Source organism: Myroides odoratus (assembly GCF_965118575.1).
GTDB classification, from domain to species: Bacteria; Bacteroidota; Bacteroidia; order Flavobacteriales; family Flavobacteriaceae; genus Flavobacterium; species Flavobacterium odoratum_B.
The window spans coordinates 1-16,644 of record NZ_CBCPHW010000011.1; the positions used below are offsets into that span (position 1 = coordinate 1).

The window sequence follows — 16,644 nt, forward strand, 5'->3', positions numbered from 1 at the left end:
CTTTAAATGTTAGCAGAGGAAAGATTAGGCTCTGAAAGACAAAACAAATGTTTCTGCTGAATCTTGCAATACCAAAATTAAATACTTTAGAATGATGTATAACGGGGTTAGAGATATTGAATTCTTTCTATACAGATTGACTAAATTTTTTGCATAAACACAACTTTTAGGATTGATCCTGAATATCTACCACACCATGGAAACAGAACAGGTAAGCAGATAGCCAATGATTTTAAAGTTAGTGCGCGAGCTATTTCTAGGCAGATTAAATTTTTAATTGAGCAAGACTTTGTAAAGCAAACACAATCCAAAGAAGATTGACGTACTTTTTATTTAAGTATAACTAAAAAAGGAAAAGAAGTACTGGATAATTCAGAGAGCTTTAGAGCAAGTTTTACTCAAAAAGCTCATAAGTTATTGACCAAAGAAGAAATAGAAGTGGTTTTTTTTTAAATATGTTAGTACATCTAAATATATAAGTGTCAAGAAATTTGATCATTTAGCTAGTTCATTATCAGGATAAGGATGCCAAAACCAATCTTTCGGATGTATTGAGTAATAAACTGCACCACGACTACAATTATTTATCGAACCTGTTTTCGGAATTAGAAGTTACTACCATTGAAAAATACTTTATCGCCGAGAAGATTGAAAAGGTAAAAGAATTACTCGTCTATGACGAATTGACTTTGAGTCAAATTGCTTTCTGCCTGAAGTATTCAAGCGTAGCCTATTTAAGTAACCAGTTCAAAAAGGTAACCGAACTGTCTCCATGCCATTGTATTGCATCTATAAAACCTCATTTGGACGAAGCTAATAAAGTTTTTCATTGGAAAGTTGATACAGACAGCAAGGATAAGGTGCTAACCATTACATCCGATGACGTAACTGAACAAGAGGTGATCGACATAGTGGAACAGGCAGGTTTTAAAATAGAACTCACCAATTCCTGATATTCCTAAAGTTCAATAGAAAAGCAATCTTTGGTGGACATAATAATATAATTGTTGTGCCTAACATTACTTTTTTGGCAAAAACGATACGGTTTACAAAAAATAGTCTAAGTTTGCAATGAGATGAAGTTTATTATAACTAGTGTATATGTCTAATATGCTGAAGATATTGTTAAGTATAAGCTTACTGGGATTTTTTCTAATCCCGGGAGAAGCCTTGGCATGCTCATCTCATACCACCGAAGTCATTAAAAAAGATAAATCTTGTTATGACGATTCGCATCACAGTAATCACCTAAGTACTTGTGAAAAAGATTGCTGTAAAGATAAGACAGGAGCAGATACCGATTGTTCGGGAAATTGCTGTCAGAATTATTGTCAAAGTTCTTCTCCTACATATTTGATACACGATATTAAAGATTCTCAGGAAATATTTCTTTTTGGTGACAAAAAATCATTCCCATTATATAAACAACCCTATTATTCTTCAGGGTTTCATTCCATCTGGCAACCACCTAAAATAGGTTAAACTAAGGGCTTACTAGCCAAAAGTGCGTCTTGTCGAAAGCTGAACTAGATTTCGATAATACCTTATTTTATTATTTAAAAAAATCAACCAGATGAAATCAATATCAAAAATATTGATGGTAACTACTGTATTACTATCAAGTTTAAATGGGTTTGCCAAAATCAAACCTGCAAATGAAGTGGCTCAAAACGTCTCTCCACTTACAACTATTTCCGACAACTATTTTTCCATCAAAGATGCGCTGATAAGCAATGATGCGGATATGGCAGCTACAAATGCCAAAAGTATGGTTACGGCTATTAAAGCCGTGGACATGGGCAAGCTTTCCACAGAAGAGCATAATGTATGGATGAAAGTAGCGAAAGATTTGACCGGTAGTGCAGAGGCTATTTCAAAATCCAAAGACGTTTCAAAACAAAGAGAAGCCTTTGACTTACTTTCCAAAAGTATATATGAACTGACAAAAGTATCTAAACAAGCTGTACCAGTTTATTACCAACATTGTCCAATGTTCAACAATGGCAAGGGAGCAAACTGGTTAAGTAAACAGTCAGCAATCAAAAACCCTTATTATGGCAATAAGATGCTGACTTGTGGAAGTGTGACTGAAACTATTAAATAGCAATTGCATTAGGTGTGAAGTCACATTTTCTATAGTTGTTTCCATTGCAAGCAAGCACGGATTGTTTGCAATGGAAACTCTAAAGCGGTCGTAAAATTGTGGAGCAGTCTGTAATGGAAAGCGATCATAAAGCATTCAGCAAAACGACATAGTACCCAATAATCGTTCAAAAAAACAGGAAGAGATAGCGACCGCAATGATAGCCGTTACAGGTAATCATGCCAAGGCGTCCTCTTTGAAAATAAAGCAACATATATAAATTACATACAACAGTTTTAACAATTAATAAAAATCATGACAATGAAACATTTATTTTTAGGCTTAATCGCCTCTTCAGTACTGGTATTAGCAGCTTGTAACGGAAATCCAGCGAAAGAAGCAGCAAGCACAGAGCAATCTTCGAATCAAGCTGCTGAAACAGTGCCTTCAACCAATAGTGCGGAATCCACGGAGCACGGAGATTTTTCTGAATTGTTTTCTCACTACGAGCATCTCACATTTGCATTATCGTCAGATAATGATAAAGAAGCAGCCAATGCTTCTAAAGGAATGCTAGAAGCTCTTTCAAAAGTCAAAACAGACAGTTTTAGCGCCGAAGACAAGGCGACCTATCAGGATATTGCCGAAGACATTAAAGAACATGCGGAACATATTGCTGATAATATTGGCAATATCGCTCACCAGCGTGAACATTTGGTGACAATGAGCAAGGATTTTTATGATATAGCAAAGGAATTTGGTACTAAAAAAACTTTGTATAAGGTTTATTGCTCGATGTATAATAACAATAAAGGTGCTTATTGGTTAAGTGACAGTAAAGAGATTAAGAACCCTTACTACGGAGCAAACAAACTTACCTGTGGAGAGATTCAAGAAGAGTTAAAGTAAGATTAAAGATGTTTCAGCATGCAGATTTAAATAAAGTGAAAGTCTGTATGCTGAAAATTAATATATAAAACTGTATATATGTTTAATAATAGTATTAAATACTTTCTAAACAATAGAATTAGTTCAATTCTATTGTTGATTATAGTAGTCACTTGGGGGCTGATAACCGCACCCTTTAATTGGCATCAGAACCTTTTGCCAAGTGACCCAGTTCCTTAAGATGCTATTCCGGATATAGATAAAAATCAGCAAATAGTAGCGACAGAATGGATGGGAAGATCTCGCAAAGATCTCCAAGAACAGATTACTTATCCACTTACTACATATCTTCTGAGAATTCCCGGGGTAAAAACAATTCGAGGCAGCTCCATGTTTGGGATGTCCTTTCTCTATATTATATTCGAGGAGGATGTTGAATTTTGTTAGAGCCGTTCGCGAATTTTAGAAAAACTAAATTCATTACTTGCAGGTGCCCTTTTAACCGGAGTAATTCCTTCGTTAGGACCAGATGCTATGGCAGTGGGTCAGGTGTTTTGGTACACCTTAAAGGTACGTAATCCTGAAACAGGTGAACCAACTGGCGGCTGGGATCCAGATGAACTGCGCACAGTTCATGATTTTTACGCTAAGTATAATTTAGCAGCATCAGAAGGGGTTTCTGAAGTGGCCTCCATTGGAGGATTTGTGAAGGAATACCAAGTCGATATTTATCCTGACGTTATGCGTGCCTATGTGTCCGTCATGGACATCATGTCCGCTATTCAAAATAGCAATTTTGATATCGGGATTGGAAAATGGTGAAGAAATCGTTACTTAAAGAACATTCGTTGTCGATGCCAGCGCACAGTTGGAAGGGAAGATTAACATGATGAACAACGATGATTCAGCGGGGAATGAATTCGATATCGCCGATAAGGTACACGATATGTTTCAAGTTTCTGGAAACTGTGAGATGTGTCAAAGTCGGATTGCGAAAGCAGCCAAAGGTGTCAAAGTCGTTATTTCTGCAAAATGGAATGTGGAGGCCAAAGTTATCCATTTGGATTTGGATTCAAAAGCAACCTCAAAGAGCAAAATAAGTCAAACTATTGCTAACGTTGGTCATGATACAGAATTTGACAAAGCACTTAAAGCAGTTTATGATGATTTGCCAAGTTGTTGTTCGTAAGATCGCTAAACATTAATAATCTAATTAGTTCGCTATGGAAAGCATAAGAACAAAAAATACAATTTCTAAATCAAAACTAATCATTATGGTTTTGCTAGCTGTTTTATTATTAATTCAGTTAGTAAGACCTCAAAAGAATATATCGCTCACTCCGGCAGGAAAGACTTTTGTCGATACCTTTCAAGTTAGTGAACAGGTCAACGCTATTTTGGCTGTTTCTTGCTATGACTGCCATAGTAATAACACGAAGTACCCTTGGTACAGTGAGATTCAACCCATGGCTTGGATGCTGGATAAACACATTAAAGAAGGAAAGGAAAAGTTGAATTTTGACGAATTACCACCTGATGGCTCTAGGAAACTCAATTCAAGATTTACGCAAATTACCAAGCAAATCGAACAAGATAAGATGCCATTGGACTCTTATCTATGGATGCACGAGGGGGCTCGTTTGAGTGCGGAGGATAAACAACTGTTATTGGATTACTTTAATTCGTTGATAGAAAATCAGTGATTTAGAATATTAGCCGAAAAGGCAGATTTTGAGTGTTATAAGTTAATAATTCATAAATAAATTAATCATAAATTGTTATTATGAGAAAATATACATGCCCAATGCACTCCCAGATACTTAAAGATGAGCCTGGGAAATGCCCTTTATGTGGAATGGACTTAGTTCCTTTTGGAAAAACAGATAGTCACGACCATTTAGGGCACCAACACGATAAACATGAAGGTCATCATACACATGATTTTCTAAAAAGATTTTGGATCAGTTTAATCATTACTGTACCCATTCTTGTTCTTTCGCCTATGATCCAAGAATGGTTTGGATTCCAATTTGGTTTTGCTGGAGACAAGTACATGCTGTTTGCTCTTGGAACGTTAATTTATCTGTATGGAGGTATGCCCTTCTTAAAAGGCATCGTTGGGGAAATCAGGGCGAAAGCCATTGGGATGATGACCTTAGTGGCCATCGCTATTTCAGTAGCTTACTTCTATTCTTCGGCAGTGGTGTTTGGTCTTCAAGGAATGGATTTCTTTTGGGAGTTGGCAACACTAATCGTAATTATGCTGCTCGGACATTGGTTAGAGATGCGTTCTCAAATGGCTGCTTCCAGAGCACTTCAAACCTTGGTGGCTCTCTTACCAAATGAAGTGACAGTAGAAAGAGATGGGGAGGCCTTTAAAATAAAACTGGGGGAGTTAGTTAACAATGATATTGTCATTATCAGACCCGGAGAGAAAATCCCTGCAGATGGTAAGGTCATTGATGGGGTCTCATATGTAAATGAGAGTATGCTTACCGGGGAAAGTGTTCCAGTAAAGAAAGAAATAAAATCAAAGGTTATAGCTGGAGCTATAAATGGAGATGGAGCGTTGAAAGTCAAAGCTACAGGAGTTGGGAAAGACACTTATCTTAATAAGGTAATCAATCTTGTACAAGATGCTCAAAATGCAAAATCGAGCACGCAAAACCTTGCAGATAAGGTTGCCAAATGGCTTACTTTCGTTGCGATCGGGGTCGGTGTCGCAACATTTGGGTATTGGTATAACATAAATGGAGATTTAGCCTTTGCATTGGAAAGAATGGTTACTGTTATGGTCACTGCGTGTCCTCATGCATTGGGGGTAGCGATTCCTCTAGTGGTTGCTATTTCTACCACACTATCTGCGACCAATGGGTTACTTATTCGGAATCGGACAGCATTTGAGGTTACTCGCAATTTAACGACAGTTATTTTTGATAAGACTGGAACACTGACCGAGGGTTCTCATGCAGTACAAAGAGTTATTGCTTTAGATAGTTTTACCGAAGAAGAGATTATCCAGTACGCTGCTGCTGTACAGCAAAATTCTGAGCACCATATTGCAAAGGGGATGCTAAAACTTCTTAAAGAAAAGGGACTTCCATTATGGAAATCGGAGAACTTTCAATACATGCAAGGGATGGGGGTTAAAGGACTGGTAAACAAAAAAGAGGTAGTTGCTGCGGGACCAAATTATTTTACAGCAAATAAAATAGAAATCCCGGCCACCCCATCAACGATTGATCAGGATATAGAAACTATAAACTATGTATTAATCGAGGGGAATGTAGTTGGTATTATCACTTTGGCGGATAGTATAAGAGAAGGCTCTCAAGAAGCCATCCGCCAACTTAAAGAAATGGGAATAAAATCATTTCTTTTAACTGGAGATAATGAGAAAATCGCCGCATCGGTTTCCAACAATTTGGGAATGGATGGATTCTTGGCAAATGTCTTGCCGCATAATAAACAAGAAACTGTAAAGGAATATCAAGCAAAGGGTGAGATTGTAGTTATGACAGGGGATGGCGTAAATGATGCCCCTGCATTGGCACAAGCCGATGTTGGGATTGCCATGGGTTCCGGAACGGATGTGGCAGCTGAAACAGCAGATATTATTCTGGTAAATAGTGACCCAAGAGATGTTGTAAAATTGATAGATTTTGGAAAGCGAACCTATAGGAAAATGATACAAAATTTGATATGGGCAGTCGGTTATAATATAGTTGCCATTCCGCTAGCCGCAGGTGTATTATATCCACATTTTGTCTTGAGCCCAGCTATGGGAGCAGTTTTGATGAGTGTTAGTACCATCGTCGTTGCTTTCAATGCAACCTTATTAAGGCTGAATAAGAAATAGAAAATTAAACTTATAGCTCAAATGGAAAATACCAAACCACAAATAAGGGTAACCAAAAGTGACGGAAGAATCGTGCCTTTTGATCCGAATAGGATAATAAAGGTTCTGCGCAAAGTAGGTGCTGAAGAAGGGGATATTACCTCTATTTACAGCAAGTATATAAAATTATTTATGTTGGAATCCCTACAGGGGAAATCTATAAAATTGTATTCCAGTCTCTTAAGAAAGTAAATAAGGCTTTGGCCGGAAGATACAACCTTAAAAAGGCAATTTTTGCACTAGGTCCGTCTGGATTTCCATTTGAGCCAATAGGTAGGGGCACTTTTTTTAGCAGAAGGATATTCTGTGAAAACAGGTATTACCGTGTCAGGAAATTGTGTGGATCATGAGATAGATGTAATTGCAGAAAATATATCGGAATTGAATATGATGGAATGTAAATTTCACTCGACAAGCAAGATATACTGTAGTATACAGCACTCACTATATGTTCGGGCAAGGTTTTGGGATGTAGAGGATAATTGGAAAGAGGTAAGTACTAATTTGTTAAGGAAGTTTTTTGGGTGGCTAGTTACCAACACTAGATTTTCTACCGATGCTATTACTTATGGTACCTGTTCGAATTTAAAGATGATGTCCTGGGATTTTCCACTTAATGATGGTCTGAAAGACAGAATTGACAAACTGGGATTACATCCGGTTACGGCTATAGTGTCGTTGTTACAAAAAGAGAAACACAAGTTACTGGAAATAGGTGTCGTTCTTTGCAAAAGCCTAAATGCCGATGTATTAAGGAATCTCGGTATTGACGAAAGAAGAATACCTGATGTTATTAAGGAGTCTGCTAATTTATGCAGAAGAAATAAATGAAACACAGATTAAGTTAAATGGTTTATTAAGGATTAGTAAAACATATTCAAATGAAAACTAAAATATACACATTGTTATCAGTATTAATGTTGATACACATAGGTGTTTATGCTCAAACAGGGCATTTACCAGAAGTACAAGACCAAAAGGTCATTCCTGTTCTTCCGAAAAAGAATATCAAGGGAGGAAAAGTAGTAAGGTATGATCTTTATGTAAAGGATACAGTCGTAAATTATGGAGGGAAACCGAAAAGAGCCATTGCAGTTAATGGACAAATTCCAATGCCTACACTCACGTTCACTGAGGGTGATACGGCTGAAATTGTGGTGCACAATATGATGGATGAAGTAACTTCTTTGCATTGGCATGGTGTTATGTTACCGAACGGAGAGGATGGCGTACCATGGCTTACGCAGAAGCCGATCAAACCTCATTCAACATACACCTATAGTTTTCCTATAATTCAGTCAGGAACCCATTGGTATCATTCCCATTCGGGGTTACAGGAACAGATCGGTATGTATGGTTCGTTTATAATGAAAAAGCGTCAGGATGATCCAACTTTTAGAAAGGGGATCGATGATCTCCCAGCTATACCTTTAATCCTAAGTGAGTGGACCAACTTAAACCCCAATAATGTCCATAGAATGCTGCATAATGCTAATGACTGGTTCGCTATCAAAAAGGGAACAACGCAAAGCTATTTGGAGGCTATAAAAGAAGGACATTTCAAGACTAAAGTAACGAATGAATGGAAGCGTATGCTTGCTATGGATGTTAGTGATGTATATTATGATGAATTTATGATCAATGGAGCAGATGGGCAACAACTTTCTCAATTTAAAGCTGGTGATAAAGTAAGATTGAGAATAGCCAACGGAGGTGCCTCATCGTATTTTTGGCTGAATTATGCGGGAGGGAAATTTACGGTGGTTGCCAATGACGGTAATGATGTCGAACCTGTTGAAGTTGATAGGTTGATCATAGGTGTTTCGGAAACGTATGATATAGTAGTAACTATCCCACAAAAAGATGTTTCATATGAACTTCTGGTGACACCGGAGGATCGTACAAAATCAACCTCAATTTTTATCGGAGAAGGTGCTAAGCAAGTGCATCCACCACTACCAAATCTAAAATACTTCGAAGGGATGAAGATGATGAACGATATGATGAAAATGAATGGTGATATGAAAGATATGGGAATGAACATGAGCCTTCAGAAAATGGATATGAATGCCGTGATGTATCCAGAAATCATCGGTAATCAAGAAGAGAATAAGATGCAAATGGATGAAACCATGGATCATTCCGCTCATGATATGGGGAATGCTGATATCGTAACCTTAAATTATGACATGCTCAAATCACCATACAATACTGAATTGCCCAAAGACCAGCCGATAAGAGAACTCACTTTCACTTTGACAGGCAACATGAACAGATATGTATGGAGTCTGGATAATAAAGTGCTTTCTGAGGTAGATAAAATTCCGGTAAAAAAGGGTGAAATACTTCGGATAACCATCGTCAATAATTCGATGATGCGTCATCCTATGCACCTTCACGGATTTGATTTTAGGGTCTTAAATAGCCATGGAGTTCAATCGCCGTTGAAAAATGTAATTGATATCATGCCAATGGAAAAGGATACCATAGAATTTGCTGCGAACACAGAAGGTGATTGGTTCTTTCATTGCCACATTTTATATCATATGATGGCAGGGATGAATAGGGTATTCGAAGTCGGTGACTATCAAAATCCGGAGCTACCAGATAAGAAATATGCGTATAAAAAGCTTCAAAGAGAAAGCAATGAATTGCACGTGATGGCGGAAAATGACTTCGCTACCAATGGTAATGATGGACAGGTGATGTTGCAAAACACAAGATGGAGCTTCGGAACAGAATGGAGATTAGGTTACAATGATAAACATGGATACGAAACCGAAACACATATTGGAAGATACATTGGGAATATGCAATGGTTTATGCCTTTTGTCGGATTCGATTGGCGGTACAGAGAGTTTGGACACCATGAAATTGAAAAAAACATATTTGGACAAAAGAATACAAAAAACAATAGGGCGAAAGTCAGTGTTGGTTTTGTATATACCCTGCCCATGCTAGTAGATTTTCAAGCGGAGGTTTTTACGGATGGTATTGTTCGTTTGCAGCTGCGAAGGGAAGATATCCCGTTAACCCCCCGATTGAGAGGAGCATTTTCTGTGAATACAGACAAAGAATATATGGGAGGTTTTAAATACATTTTAACTAAAAACTCGGCTCTTTCGACTCATTATGACAGTGATATGGGTTGGGGATTTGGCTTAACACTTTCTTATTAAATTTTTATTCATCAAGGTCTAGATTTTGACCTTGATGAATATATCACGCAATACAATATAACAACTTTACAAGGGATTTTTATGATATATTCAAAAAAAAATCCGTAAATACTTAATATTTACGGATTTAGTAGCAATTTAATGCTCTATAAGTCGGGGTGGCAGGATTCGAACCAACCCTCGTAAATATCTTTAAATCAATAAATTGTCTTGTTTAAGAAAAACCAACTCACCTAATAGCTCACGCCTTAAAAAGTGAGTAAAGTAAAGATAGTGAAAATTATTTATTTTGAGGATCTAAAAGTCGAGTGATATTTGGAATTTCCAAAAAGTGTAGACTTCCCTAAAAATCGGACAGTAGTTAATTCGAAATTATTAACTTTAAATAAAACTGTCAAGTATAAAAACAAGTAATTTTAGTGAGAGCCAAATAATTAAAGCTATCAAAGAAAATGAACAGGGAAGATCAGTAAGCGAAATCTTTTGAGAGTTAGGTATTGATAGGCGCACGTTTTTCCATTGGAGAAAGAAGTATGGTGGAGTGGAAAACAAGAGCTGAAACGTTTAAAAGAACTTGAAGAAGAAAATCGCAAGCTCAAGTAGATGTATGCTGATGTTAGTTTAGACAATAAGGTGTTTAAAGATATTCTGTCAAAAAAGTTCTAAGCTCAGCAGATAAAATAGAAAGGGCAAAGTATCTATTAGAGTAATATAGGTTATCAATAGAAACATTAAAAACAATAGGTATCGAAGTACATTAGATGCGATAACGGTCCTGAGTTTACCTCTAAAACCTTTGTAAACTGGTGTGAGAAGAATTTTATAGAAATTAAATATACCCAGCCTGGTAGACTAATGCACAATGGATATATAGAACGTTTTAACCGATTTTTTAGAGAGGATATTAATATTTTTTTATATCATTGCTAGACTTATATTTTTGTTGTTTTAATAATACTATTGATGTATGATTACTAAACTAGTTGATTCTATCCAGCTTTATATGCCGCTAACTTTGAAGGAGCAAACTTTTTTAAAAAGCGCTGTTAAACTTCGTTCTTATAATAAAAACGCTGTTATATTTCAAGAAGGAGATATCGCAGATGCTATTTATTTTGTATTAGAAGGTTGTGTCCGTTTGTTTTATAATGTTGGAGGGGTTGATAAAACTGCTTTCTTTTATACAGAAGGACAGTTTATCTGTGTGGGGGATAGTTATACGTTTAATAGACCTGCGCAAGAAAATTATGAAGCATTAGAACCTACGATTTTAGCTATTATTTCAAAATCCTCAATTGAACAGCTTTTAAAGCAATCTATTACTTTTGAACAAATAGCTCGTATCGCAGTAGAAAATGAATTATTAACTGCTCAACGTTTGATAGCATCATTTGTTACAAAATCTGCAGAGCAAAGATATGTTGATTTGCTTGCTAATCAAGGTGATTTATTTCTTCGTGTACCTCAACACCATATTGCAACGTATTTAGGTGTTTCTCCTGAGACATTAAGTAGAATCAAACAACGTGTAGTTAAAGGGTAATTTCTTGACGATTGTCAAGGGTTTTTGTATTCTATATACTGTAGTTTTGTTATAGTAGTAATTTGTAAGTATTATGATAAATCAACAAATAAGAGTATTAGTAGCAGGAGCTACGGGATATTTAGGAGGTTATATAGTAAGAGAATTGAAACGAAATGGTTATTGGGTCCGTGTCTTAATTCGATCTGAAAATCAAAAAGAAAAGGTGCTTTTGGCAGATGAAATTTTTATAGGTGAAATAACTAGATCTGAAACAATAAAAGGGTGTACATTAACTATAGATTGGGTGTTTTCTACTGTGGGAATTACCAGGCAGAAGGAAGGGTTAAGTTATATGGATGTGGATTACCAAGGGAATATGAATCTTCTTCAAGAAGCAGTAAAGACGAAAGTAAAGCGTTTTTTATATGTTTCGGCCATTCATGGAAATCAATTAAAACATTTAAAAATTTTTCAAGCAAAAGAGGGATTTGTAGATCAATTAAAGGTTTCTGGATTGGATTATCGAATTATTCGTCCTAATGGCTTCTTTTCGGATATGCTTGATTTCTTAATGATGGCTAAGTCAGGTCGAGTTTATTTATTTGGTAAAGGAGAGAAGAAACTTAATCCAATTGACGGTGAAGACTTAGCGCAGTTTTGTATTGAACAAATGCAAGGAATCAATAAAGAATGCGCAGTAGGAGGCCCCGATGTTTTTAGTCAAAAAGAATTAGCGCAATTAGCACTAGATACTTTAGGAAAAAAAAGAAAAATTACTTGTTGTCCTGATTTTTTGCGTGTTCTTATTATAAAAGCACTTCGTTTGTTTACAACATCAAAAAGATATGGTCCTTATGAATTTTTCTTAACTGCAATGGCCATGGATAATGTAGCACCTAAATATGGACAAAAGCATTTAAAAGACTTTTTTGAAGAAAAAGCACAGAAATTAGTAGAATGATGTTTTATACTAAGATTTTCCTTAATTATATTTTATTGTAGTAAAAATCTTATAAAAGTTAAATAAGGATAAGAATTCATAGAAATAACTGTCGTATAGTAGCTAACAAAATTAATTTTCTATTTTTGAGTTTGTAAACTATGTATAACATTAAAAAAAGAAGAGTTATTTTTATGAGGCAATTGGACAAAACACCTATTGAGAGGATGGTATCACCGATACAGCGATTTATGCAACAAGAAAAATCTGGAGGGATCGTTCTAGGTATAAGTGTGATTATAGCGTTAATATTAGCAAATACATCATTTAAAGAACAGTACCATCACATATTAGAGTATAAATTTGGTTTTCAATGGGCAGGCAATAGCTTCTTTGAATATAGTATTCACCACTGGATTAATGATGGGTTAATGGCTATCTTTTTCTTTGTTGTAGGGCTAGAGTTAAAAAGAGAGATTGTAGCTGGAGAATTATCAAACCCACGTAAAGCAATGCTTCCTATTGGAGCTGCATTAGGAGGAATGATTGTTCCTGCGGGTATTTATTTTTTTCTAAACCCAAATGGAGAGATGTCTAATGGATGGGGAATTCCGATGGCAACAGATATTGCTTTTGCCTTGGGCGTCTTGTATTTATTGGGTAGTCGTATACCCTTGACATTAAAGGTTTTCTTAACTGCATTGGCGATTGTAGATGACTTAGGAGCGGTACTTGTGATTGCATTCTTTTATACCTCTGAGATTTCTATGTTACATTTAATCATTGGTGCTGCTATTTTATTAGTGATGTATTTGGGAAATAAAATGGGAGTTAGAAATATTATGTTTTATGCAATCTTGGGTATTGGTGGAGTTTGGACAGCATTTTTGCTTTCAGGAGTACATGCGACAATTGCAGCAGTATTAGCTGCTTTTACAATTCCTGCAAATGTGAGAATTAGCGAGAAAGTATATGGCGATAAGATGCAAGGTTTGTTAGATAGGTTTAGAGGCATTGATCCCAATGATAAAATTCCGACATTAACAAACGAACAATTGCATATCTTAGAAGAGATTGAGCATACAAGTAGTGCAGCTACTCCTCCATTACAGCGTTTAGAACATATGATGCATCCGATGGTAACCTATCTAATTATCCCTATATTCGCTTTAGCTAATGCTGGGGTATCTTTAGATATTGATATGGGGCACTTGTTTAGTACTAATGTAGCTCTTGGTGTAGCTCTTGGCTTATTAGTAGGAAAAGTAGTTGGAGTAGTTGGATTTACAGTGCTTTTAGTGAAATTAAAAGTAGCTCCTTTTCCTGAAGGAATGAATGTGAAAAATCTATTAGGATTAGGTTTGCTAGCTTCTATTGGATTCACAATGTCTTTGTTTGTAACTTCGTTAGCATTTACTAATGAGGAGTACATGACTCAAGCGAAGATAGGTATTTTTGTAGCATCCATCATTGGTGGTGTACTAGGCTATATGGTATTGAGTAAGTCAACGAAATAATGTTTTAAATGACTAGTAAGTTTTTTGATTACATCAATCTTCACAAAGGTGAGGAGAAGGGCGAAAAAGTCCTTGAAAATATAGTAGCAAATATTGCTTTTAAAGGATCAAATCTTTGGATTTTGGCATGTGCAATTATCATTGCGTCGATCGGATTAAATGTAAATTCTACAGCGGTGGTAATTGGAGCTATGTTGATCTCACCATTGATGGGACCAATTGTAGGAGCTGGTTTTGCACTTGGTACCTATAACTTTTTATTACTGAAGATTTCTATTAAAAGCTTGGTTGTAGCTACAATTGTAAGTTTGGTTGTATCTTCAGTTTATTTTTATTTAAGCCCATTTAAAGATGTACAATCAGAATTACTTGCTCGTACTGCACCGACGATTTATGATGTGTTGATTGCTTTTTTTGGTGGATTAGTGGGAGTGATTTCAATTACTCGAGTAGAGAAAGGAAATCCTATTCCAGGAGTAGCGATTGCTACAGCCTTGATGCCTCCTTTATGTACTGCAGGATATGGTTTAGCAACTTTTAATTTTAGTTATTTTTTAGGAGCATTTTATCTGTATATGATTAACTGTTTCTTTATTTGTATAGCGACGTTCTTAGTAATTAAATACTTGAAATATCCTACAGCGACTGCACTAGATACAAAAAAGGAGAAACGTATGCGATACGGTATTAGTTTATTGATTTTAGTGTTGATTATACCAAGTTTTTACTTGGCCTATAATCTATTCAATGAGAAGAAATTTACCAAGACTGTTGAGGAGTTTATCAATACAGAGTTTACTGCTAGAGGGGTAACAGTTATCTATAAAAAAATTAATTATAATACCTCGCCACGTAAGGTAGAGTTAGCCTTTTTGGATAAGAAATTGTCTAAAGAGAATATAGAGATGTATAACCGACTTCTACAGGAAAAAGGAATAGATAATGTAGCTTTGACCTTCAAGCAAGATGAGCAAGATATCAAGTCTGAAATCATGAAGGAAATCAATAAACAAAATAGTAACCTATCCGAGAAAGACGTTATTATTAATGATTTAAAGCGCGAGTTAGCTAAGTACAAAGTGAGCGAGCCTGGTTTGGTGAGAGAGATCGGAGTATTGTTCCCATCACTTGAACAAGTATCTTTAGGTAAAGTAGAGCGAAATCTAACCGATACAACTAGTCAAGTTGATTGGGTGTTAATGTATAAAGATAGTGTTGTACCTATAAATTCGGAGAAGATACGTATCACGAATTGGTTAAAAGCTCGATTACAAGTAGATACTGTTTTAGTAGTGAATACATACCAGCCAGCTGTATATACTAAAGAGTAATTTAGTAATTAAAAACATATCAAAGAGCTCCTTACTTATTTTTTGAGTAGGGGGCTTTCTTTTTTTGTTACTAATGAGAAAAATATATTGTTAAAATGAAGTAAATTGTCATATGTAAAAAAGAGAAAGATGGAAACAGCAGTTTTAGTTTGCTTGAGTGTTTTATCTATATTAATAGGTATGTCAGGTGTTTATATGACAATGTTAGAGTTTGTGCCTGTTCGCTTGGTATATTATATGAATAGGGTACGTTTACCATTAGCAATAGTAGTTTTATTAGTAGTTTGGGGATTGACATTTTTTTGGTTAGACCAGTGGTCTTGGATAGGGTATTTTTCTCTTATATTGGCAATTTTAGGAGTGTTTCTGGCTTATCGATTAACGCAAGAACGCATGTTTATTGCAGTAGATTTTCCAGATATTATAGAGGTAACAACAGGTGATTTACTACCCGATGACAGTGAGTTAGCTGTGATAGAATACAATGGAGTGGTAAAGTGTTATCCTTTAGATTATGTTATTCACTACCATATTATCAATGATTGGTTTGGTTCTAAGATGGTGTCATTGACTTATTGTGCAATGTGTAGAAGTATTATTCCTTTTGATGTTACCGCTATAGGACCTTTATATGTTAGCTCGTTTAAACATGCCAATATGATTGTCTCTGATCGCAAGACAGGAACCTTTTTTCAGCAGGCTAACTTCGAATCACTTGTAGGGAAATTACACCCTAGTGAACTGATTGCTATTCCTTTTCAGATAGTGACTTGGAGGGAAGTAAAGAAAATGTTTGAAACCCCTGTTTTACCAGTATTGAAAGAAGGTGATCTAAAACCTTTTGAACTTCCAATTAAAGGATTGTGGAAACGCATTGTCGTTTCAGAATTCACACCAGGATTATCTAGTAAAAACAGGGATAAGACTTTTGCTGCTAGAACACGGGTTATAGGTATCGTAGATAAGATAAATAATGTAAACGTAGTCTATTTAAAACAAACTATATTAAATCAAGGATTAGTTGTAAATGAAACAGCTAATTTCTTTTTAGTAGCTCACCAAAACAATGTAATTGCTTTTAGATGGGATCACAAGCAGGATTTAGCGTTAGATTTATCAGCTAGATGTATTACAGCAGATAATGGTTTTCAACGTTGGGATTTGAATGGAAAGTATCTCTCGGGAGACAAAAAGCAGAATTTAGTTCTCATCCGGCTGTCTGATGAGTATTGGTTTTCTTGGAAACGCTTTCATCCAAATACTCAGTTCATTGATTTGTAATA

The 16,644-nt window shown here is 35.8% G+C and carries 15 protein-coding genes and 2 pseudogenes; all 17 read left to right on the top strand.

Annotated elements, in window-relative coordinates; translation table 11 throughout:
• Positions 1–503: 503 nt before the first annotated feature.
• Positions 504–779 (top strand): annotated as a pseudogene (locus ACMHJ2_RS10415) (helix-turn-helix domain-containing protein); the annotation flags it as partial.
• A gap of 322 nt (positions 780–1,101) precedes the next feature.
• On the top strand, positions 1,102–1,482 hold the full coding sequence (locus ACMHJ2_RS10420; protein WP_413512836.1) for a hypothetical protein: 381 nt from the start codon (positions 1,102–1,104) through the stop codon (positions 1,480–1,482).
• Between the two features lie 91 nt (positions 1,483–1,573).
• Positions 1,574–2,104, top strand: a complete 531-nt coding sequence (locus tag ACMHJ2_RS10425) for a DUF3347 domain-containing protein (protein WP_413512837.1) — start codon at positions 1,574–1,576, stop codon at positions 2,102–2,104.
• A gap of 300 nt (positions 2,105–2,404) precedes the next feature.
• Complete coding sequence (locus ACMHJ2_RS10430) at positions 2,405–2,992, top strand: DUF3347 domain-containing protein (RefSeq protein ID WP_413512838.1); 588 nt, start codon at positions 2,405–2,407, stop codon at positions 2,990–2,992.
• A gap of 78 nt (positions 2,993–3,070) precedes the next feature.
• A pseudogene (locus tag ACMHJ2_RS10435) lies at positions 3,071–3,778 on the top strand (efflux RND transporter permease subunit); the annotation flags it as partial.
• Positions 3,779–3,857: 79 nt separating this feature from the next.
• On the top strand, positions 3,858–4,160 hold the full coding sequence (locus ACMHJ2_RS10440; protein ID WP_413512839.1) for a hypothetical protein: 303 nt from the start codon (positions 3,858–3,860) through the stop codon (positions 4,158–4,160).
• 34 nt (positions 4,161–4,194) lie between these two features.
• On the top strand, positions 4,195–4,674 hold the full coding sequence (locus tag ACMHJ2_RS10445) for a heme-binding domain-containing protein (RefSeq protein WP_413512840.1): 480 nt from the start codon (positions 4,195–4,197) through the stop codon (positions 4,672–4,674).
• A gap of 80 nt (positions 4,675–4,754) precedes the next feature.
• Entirely contained in the window at positions 4,755–6,830 is a 2,076-nt protein-coding gene (locus ACMHJ2_RS10450; RefSeq protein WP_413512841.1) for a heavy metal translocating P-type ATPase, read from the top strand.
• Between the two features lie 21 nt (positions 6,831–6,851).
• Positions 6,852–7,061: an ATP cone domain-containing protein gene (locus ACMHJ2_RS10455; protein ID WP_413512842.1), complete on the top strand. Its 210-nt coding sequence runs from the start codon at positions 6,852–6,854 to the stop codon at positions 7,059–7,061.
• Between the two features lie 114 nt (positions 7,062–7,175).
• The gene (locus ACMHJ2_RS10460; RefSeq protein ID WP_413512843.1) at positions 7,176–7,700 is read left to right on the top strand and encodes a hypothetical protein; all 525 of its coding nucleotides are present in this window, start codon (positions 7,176–7,178) and stop codon (positions 7,698–7,700) included.
• An 86-nt stretch (positions 7,701–7,786) separates the two neighbouring features.
• The gene (locus tag ACMHJ2_RS10465) at positions 7,787–10,048 is read left to right on the top strand and encodes a multicopper oxidase family protein (protein WP_413512844.1); all 2,262 of its coding nucleotides are present in this window, start codon (positions 7,787–7,789) and stop codon (positions 10,046–10,048) included.
• A gap of 828 nt (positions 10,049–10,876) precedes the next feature.
• Positions 10,877–10,978 (top strand): integrase core domain-containing protein, encoded by a 102-nt coding sequence (locus tag ACMHJ2_RS10470; protein ID WP_413512905.1) that lies wholly within the window; start codon positions 10,877–10,879, stop codon positions 10,976–10,978.
• 37 nt (positions 10,979–11,015) lie between these two features.
• Complete coding sequence (locus ACMHJ2_RS10475; protein WP_413512845.1) at positions 11,016–11,591, top strand: Crp/Fnr family transcriptional regulator; 576 nt, start codon at positions 11,016–11,018, stop codon at positions 11,589–11,591.
• A 73-nt stretch (positions 11,592–11,664) separates the two neighbouring features.
• Positions 11,665–12,534: an SDR family oxidoreductase gene (locus tag ACMHJ2_RS10480; protein WP_413512846.1), complete on the top strand. Its 870-nt coding sequence runs from the start codon at positions 11,665–11,667 to the stop codon at positions 12,532–12,534.
• Positions 12,535–12,707: 173 nt separating this feature from the next.
• Entirely contained in the window at positions 12,708–14,030 is a 1,323-nt protein-coding gene (nhaA, locus tag ACMHJ2_RS10485; protein WP_413512906.1) for a Na+/H+ antiporter NhaA, read from the top strand.
• 8 nt (positions 14,031–14,038) lie between these two features.
• Complete coding sequence (locus ACMHJ2_RS10490) at positions 14,039–15,361, top strand: DUF389 domain-containing protein (protein WP_259638341.1); 1,323 nt, start codon at positions 14,039–14,041, stop codon at positions 15,359–15,361.
• 129 nt (positions 15,362–15,490) lie between these two features.
• Positions 15,491–16,642 (top strand): DUF3179 domain-containing (seleno)protein, encoded by a 1,152-nt coding sequence (locus ACMHJ2_RS10495; RefSeq protein ID WP_341276810.1) that lies wholly within the window; start codon positions 15,491–15,493, stop codon positions 16,640–16,642.
• Positions 16,643–16,644 lie beyond the last annotated feature (2 nt).